The following is a 6225-nucleotide window of genomic DNA, read 5'->3' on the forward strand; positions in this document are numbered from 1 at the left end:
TTTGAGACTAATTAATTATTTTGCACTTTGTCGCTTTTATTTTATTCTAACGTAGAACTATTACTGGTTAATATAAAACATTTTTACTTTAATTCTTTTCCATTAGTTGCGATCACTTTTTTATACCAATAAAATGAATCTTTTCTAATACGTTTTAAACTGCCCTGACCATCATCATCTTGATCAACATAAATAAATCCGTACCGCTTTGACATTTCCGATGTGCTAAAACTAATTAAATCAATGGGTCCCCACATCGTGTATCCCATTAAATCAACACCATCAACGATGGCCTCACGCATTTGTTCAATATGTTGTCTTAAATAATCAATGCGATACTCATCATGAATTTTTCCATTATCTAATTTATCCAATGCACCTATTCCATTTTCAACAATAAACAACGGTTTTTGATAGCGATCCCACATTGTATTCAATGTTATTCTTAAACCAATCGGATCAATTTGCCAACCCCAGTCAGATTCTTTTAAATACGGATTGCGACCTCCTACAACCATATTACCAACAGCATCAGCATCCATTTTTTCTTTAGTAATATTTGTCATATAGTAACTAAAACTAATAAAGTCAACCGGATAGGTGGCGATAACGGTTTCATCATCTTGGGCCATGTCGATAATAATATTATGTTCATTGAAATACCGGTTCATATAATTTGGATATTCACCCCGTGCTTGTACATCAGTAAAAAAGAAATTTTTTTCATTTTCAAATTGTGCTGCTCGTACATCTACCGGATTGGGTGTTCCTGGATAAGTTTGCATCCTTGCTAACATGCATCCCATTTTAGCAGTTGGATCAATTTCCCTTAACTGTTTGGTCGCAATTGCACTCGCTACAAATTGATGGTGAAGTGCTTGATAGCGAATTTGTAATTGTTCATCTTCACTCAAGGCCTTATCAATGGCCCCAGTCTCATGAAAACCCCAAGTTCCTGTATTTATTTCATTAAAGGTTAACCAATATTTTACCTTCCCCTGATATCTTTTTAAAACGACTTCTGTAAATTGATTAAATGCGGCAATTGTCTGTCGGCCAGCCCACCCATTGTATTTTTGTGTTAATGCAATCGGCATTTCATAATGAGACAACGTAATTAAGGGCTCAATATCATATTTTGCTAATTCAGCTAAAACATCATCATAGAATTTCAAGCCTGCTTCATTTGGGGTTTTTTCTTCGCCAGTTGGAAAAATACGGGTCCAAGCAATTGAAAATCTAAAAACTTTAAATCCCATCTCTGCAAATAATGCAATATCCTCTTTATATCGGTGATAAAAATCAATCCCTCGTCTTTTTGGATAATTAACATCACTTTTATCTGCAAGGGCTACTGCTAATGTTGCTTGCGTAACATCACCCATTGATACAGCTTTTCGATTCTGTGCTTTTTGGACTACCTCAGCTGTACTTAGCCCCTTACCATCGATGTTCCAAGCACCTTCAATTTGGTTGGCCGCTGTTGCCCCGCCCCATAGAAAGCCTGCAGGAAAATCAGTAATATTTTTTTGTTTATACATTTTTGTCATCTCCATTCGTTGAACGATTATTTAGTAACCGGTGTTAATGTTAGTAACCAGTTATGATCTGCTTTTGTTTCTAGCGTTTCTTCAATTTGATACGCTGCTGTGTTAGTTATAATAAGCATGATACTTGTATCGTAACCAGCGTTTTTAATAGCATTTCGATCAAATTTTAGTATTGGATCACCTTGTTTTATTTTTTGATTTTGCTCAACTAATTGTTCAAAATACTTACCTTTTAGTGCCACAGTATCAATTCCAATATGAATTAAAATTTCAGCACCTTTTTCCGAAATAATGCCAATTGCATGTTTTGTTGGATAAATTGCACTAATTGTTCCATTAACTGGTGCAACAATAACATCACTGTCTGGCACAATCGCGATTCCTTGTCCCATTGCCTCGGATGCAAATACCTCATCCTTAACACTGGTTAGTGGGATAATGGTTCCGCTAACAGGTGGTAAAATCGTTTCAGTCTTTAAACTATTTTCATTATTCACAATAGTTGATTTAGCATTACGATCATTTGAAACACCAAATAAGTAGGTTAAAATTGTTCCGAGCGTAAACGCAACTACTAAACCAATAATAACACTGACAAAACCATTTCCTAAGTATGTTGGTAACGCCAAAAGACTAGGTAAAGTAAATGAACTCGCATGGGCACCACCTGCTCCGGCAATTGCCCCGCCAATTGCCCCTGCAATCGAAGCACAAATAAAAGGTTTTTTAAGTTTTAACGTAACACCATATATTGTTGGTTCTGTAATACCAAGAACAGCCGTTAGTACTGATGAACCGGCTAATGATTTCATTTTAGGATCCTTTGTTTTCAAAAAAACGCCTAATGCTGCCCCTGCTTGTGAAATAACCGCAACACTTAAAATTGGTAACAATGGATCATACCCCAATTTTGCAATATTATTCATCATGACAGGGACAAACGTCCAGTGTACTCCAAAAATAACAAAGACTTGCCAAAATGCACCCATAATTGCCCCTGCAACAAATGGTGCGAAATTATAAATTGCAGACACGCCATTTGACAAAATAGTCCCTACACTTGTTCCTAATGGACCAACTACAAGTAACGTCAAGGGTGTCATAATCATTAACGCAGCCAGTGGCGTTAATATATTACGAACCGCTTCTGGAAATATCTTATCTAACACGGGTTCAATATATGATAAAACCCATACCGCAAGTAAGATCGGAATCACGCTTGAACTATATGTTGTTGGTACAACTGGAATCCCAAAAAAGTCAATTCCTTTACTACTACTAATCGCAGTTGCAAGTGTTGGATATACCAGTGCTGCTGCCAAGGCGACAGCAACAAATTGATTTACATTTAGTCTTTTAGCAGCTGTAACTGCCAACATCATCGGTAAAAAGTAAAAGAATCCATCACCAGCTGCATACCATATTTGATATGTTCCACTAGTTGTTTGTAGCCAGCCAGTCGCTACAAACAATGCTAATAACCCCTTTAATACACCGGCCCCAGCCATCGCTCCTAAGAAAGGTGTAAAAACTCCGGAAATAAAACCGATAAAGCGATTAATAATCGTATCATTTGATTGTTTGTTCTCCGTAGCCGGTTTATCCTCTGTATCTAAATTGGCGAGTCTAGCTAATGGATCAAAAACTTTTGCCACTGCATTACCAATTACAACTTGATATTGACCGGCTGATTTTACAACCGTTACAACTCCATCTAAATTTTCAATATCCTGGGTTTGCGCAATATCCTCATTTTTCAATTTAAATCTTAGTCTTGTCGCACAATGCCAGGCCGCATTAATATTTTCTTTACCACCCACATTTTTTAAAATAGTTCGTGCTAAATTTTCATAATCCATAATTTTACCTCTCATTTTTGTAAACAAAAACCCAAGAATTTTCTCTATCATTTTTAAACAGTTAGAGAAAATTCTTGGGTTTTGCCTAATTTAATAGTTACAATCCCATTATGTAGATTAAGTTAGTTCTGTAATAATACGTTGAATATGAATTGTTAAATACATTTGTTCATTGTTAGAAACGGGTTGTTTCAATGTTTTTTCAATAAAATGCATAATTTTTTGCGTGCAACGATACGCCTGTGTATATTTTTTAAAAATATGTTCATTCATAACTTCATCAAAATCATCATGTTTATCAACATTATCTCCTTGTAAAATTCGTTCAACAAAGTATCTTAAATGTATGATAAAACGTTGATAGCTAATTCCATTTTCATCAAGCTTAATTTGTAACTGATATTGAACCATTGTTAAAATGTCACTAATTAATTTAGTCATTTGCATGGCTTGCTGATTCTGATTATCTAAGCGTTTTTCAACAAATTTTAAAGCAATAAAGCCTGCTTCATCATCTGGTAACATAATTTGTAAATATCGGTTTATAATAGCTAATGCTTTTTTACCAACTTCATATTCCTCTGGATAAAATCGCTGAATCTCCCATAATAATTCATTTTTAATCACTATATTTTCTTCAATTCTTTGTGCAACAAAATGAATATGATCTGATAGGGCAATTAACATATAACTATTAAACTTAGTTTTTAACGATTGTTCTGCAACTTTAATAATTTGTGAGGCAATTTCAACATATTCTGGTGCTATATCATTTAATAATTCATTAAAGAGTCTTGACCAACGTTCATCAAATGGGCGATAAACTTTATCAGCTAGCTTTTCATCTATTGGTTGGCCAACCTTTTTTTGAAACCCTAATCCCTTTCCAATTAAAACAACCTCTTGATTATTTTGTAATGCTAATACGACATTATTATTAAATACCTTTTTTATTTTCATCTATTAATCCCGCTCAACCACCTTCCAACTTAAATCAAAAAACCTGACAATAGATTGGTTAAATTTAGATTGTAGAAACAATCATCAAATTTTCCAAACATCATCAGGTTTTGCCCATCACATAAAATGGTTACAATCCTTATCAACAAAGTAATTATATACCTAATTGTAAGCGCTTGCAATATTTTTTTATAACTTTCTTTTTGGTTACATCAACCAAACTCTTGGTAATTTTACATCCTTATTTATAGATATGAATCATCTACCTTTATGTTAGTATTTTCTGCTAAATCAAGATAAAAGTTAGCCATCGTTTGATAGTAATAAGGGATAACATACACAAATAAAATACCAGCTGTCGCAATTCCCAAAATATACCAACCGATGAAACTCAATTGTAGCCAAAATAGTTTCATTTTACGGCCATCCATCATTTTACGACTAGCCGTTATACAAGCAAATGCATCCATTGGTTGCCCACGATCAACTGAATCCTTATAGATATATAGCGCTTGACTATATGAAAAAGCTTTTATAATTCCTGGAATAATGAATAAAAACGTCCATAAAATAGTAAAAATACTAATAAGTAGTGAAATAATAATCACATTCATTAAATATTTAGGTTTATTGAATAGCGTAAATGCTTTTTCAATTGGTTTATCAAATTTTACTTTATTACGTCTAATATCCATCATTACATAACTAATTCCTACCATGAATACTTGACCAATAATAATAGCAATATTCATTCCTAAATTATTTTCGTCATTAGCAATATCAATAAAGTTCCAATTATGAACATAACCTAACATTAAATAAGCTCCTATTATCAATACTAGGTATGGTAAATACATAACAAAATAAAACCATATATGTCCCTGTAATAATTTTTTTGATTCATGTTTGAGTTCTTGTTGACTCTTCATATATCCTCCTAAAATATATGGTAAAATAATTTTTAAACTTAAAATCAATTTACTATTATGAATAATAAGTATAGCTTTATTTAACTTAATTTTCAAACAAGTTCCAAAATTACAGAATAATTAATTTTTTTTAATTTTAGTCTTGCTAGATTATATTTCATATAATATAATAACTTTATTGTAAATAAGCTAGTTTATTTAATTTACTCGTATGGCAAAATTTTTTATTAAATATTTTGTTGCATTAATAAAATTAATAAGTTATAATCTTTTTATCACATTAAATTAATTTTTGCTCAGTGGCACAATGGTACTGCGTCCGACTGTTAATCGGAAGTGTGTAGGTTCGATTCCTACCTGAGCAGTTTTTCTTTTTTGTTCAGTGGCACAATGGTACTGCGTCCGACTGTTAATCGGAAATGTGTAGGTTCGATTCCTACCTGAACAGTTTCTCTTTTTTGCTCAGTGGCACAATGGTACTGCGTCCGACTGTTAATCGGAAGTGTGTAGGTTCGATTCCTACCTGAGCAGTTTTTTGCTTTTCATCAAGTTGCAGTGGTCACTTAAACAGGTAATATTTAAGGGCTATTACCTGTTTTTTACTTTATAAAAAACAGGATTCAACCGTGCCCTATAAGAATAAACAGGTGTGCTAATTTAAACGTTTAACTGAATAGCATGATTTTGCCATTCTACTAGATTGCTGGCGTCCATTTTGCTTTAATCCATATTATATTATGTAAATTACTCGGTACGCCGAACAGGTTTTTAATAAATTTTCAATTACCGCATTGTCTAAACATGCAGCTTTATGGCTACATCCTTTGGACAATGAACTGAACCCCTCGAATTGGAGTAAATCCAATCGAGGGGTTTTCTTATGTATTTTTCTCAACAAACAAAACTTAATGCAATTCTTGAGTATCA

Annotated in this window: 4 protein-coding genes and 3 tRNA genes; 3 read left to right on the plus strand and 4 right to left on the minus strand. The window is 33.2% G+C overall.

Annotation, left to right across the window (positions count from 1 at the left end; genetic code table 11):
• Window positions 1-83 precede the first annotated feature (83 nt).
• The 4 genes from JOC59_RS06555 to JOC59_RS06570 form a co-directional block, all read right to left on the minus strand.
• Window positions 84-1541, minus strand: coding sequence for a glycoside hydrolase family 1 protein (locus JOC59_RS06555; RefSeq protein ID WP_205144001.1), 1458 nt, complete (start codon window positions 1539-1541; stop codon window positions 84-86).
• A gap of 26 nt (window positions 1542-1567) precedes the next feature.
• Window positions 1568-3409: a beta-glucoside-specific PTS transporter subunit IIABC gene (locus JOC59_RS06560; protein ID WP_205144002.1), complete on the minus strand. Its 1842-nt coding sequence runs from the start codon at window positions 3407-3409 to the stop codon at window positions 1568-1570.
• Window positions 3410-3526: 117 nt separating this feature from the next.
• Window positions 3527-4369: a BglG family transcription antiterminator LicT gene (gene licT, locus JOC59_RS06565; RefSeq protein WP_205144003.1), complete on the minus strand. Its 843-nt coding sequence runs from the start codon at window positions 4367-4369 to the stop codon at window positions 3527-3529.
• A gap of 245 nt (window positions 4370-4614) precedes the next feature.
• A complete protein-coding gene (locus tag JOC59_RS06570; protein WP_205144004.1) occupies window positions 4615-5298 on the minus strand; it encodes a DUF975 family protein in 684 nt (227 codons plus the stop codon).
• 293 nt (window positions 5299-5591) lie between these two features.
• Here JOC59_RS06570 and JOC59_RS06575 point away from each other — a divergent pair.
• From JOC59_RS06575 to JOC59_RS06585, 3 genes are all read left to right on the plus strand, one after another.
• Window positions 5592-5663, plus strand: a tRNA-Asn gene (locus JOC59_RS06575).
• 11 nt (window positions 5664-5674) lie between these two features.
• A tRNA-Asn gene (locus tag JOC59_RS06580) sits at window positions 5675-5746 on the plus strand.
• 11 nt (window positions 5747-5757) lie between these two features.
• A tRNA-Asn gene (locus JOC59_RS06585) sits at window positions 5758-5829 on the plus strand.
• Window positions 5830-6225 lie beyond the last annotated feature (396 nt).

Source organism: Periweissella beninensis, assembly GCF_016908275.1.
Lineage (GTDB): Bacteria > Bacillota > Bacilli > Lactobacillales > Lactobacillaceae > Periweissella > Periweissella beninensis.

Excerpts from the sequence above, each read along its gene's own strand:
- JOC59_RS06555 (WP_205144001.1), bottom strand. The coding sequence starts at position 1,541 with ATGTATAAACAAAAAAATATTACTGATTTTCCTGCAGGCTTTCTATGG.
- JOC59_RS06560 (WP_205144002.1), bottom strand. The coding sequence starts at position 3,409 with ATGGATTATGAAAATTTAGCACGAACTATTTTAAAAAATGTGGGTGGT.
- JOC59_RS06570 (WP_205144004.1), bottom strand. The coding sequence starts at position 5,298 with ATGAAGAGTCAACAAGAACTCAAACATGAATCAAAAAAATTATTACAG.
- licT (WP_205144003.1), bottom strand. The coding sequence starts at position 4,369 with ATGAAAATAAAAAAGGTATTTAATAATAATGTCGTATTAGCATTACAA.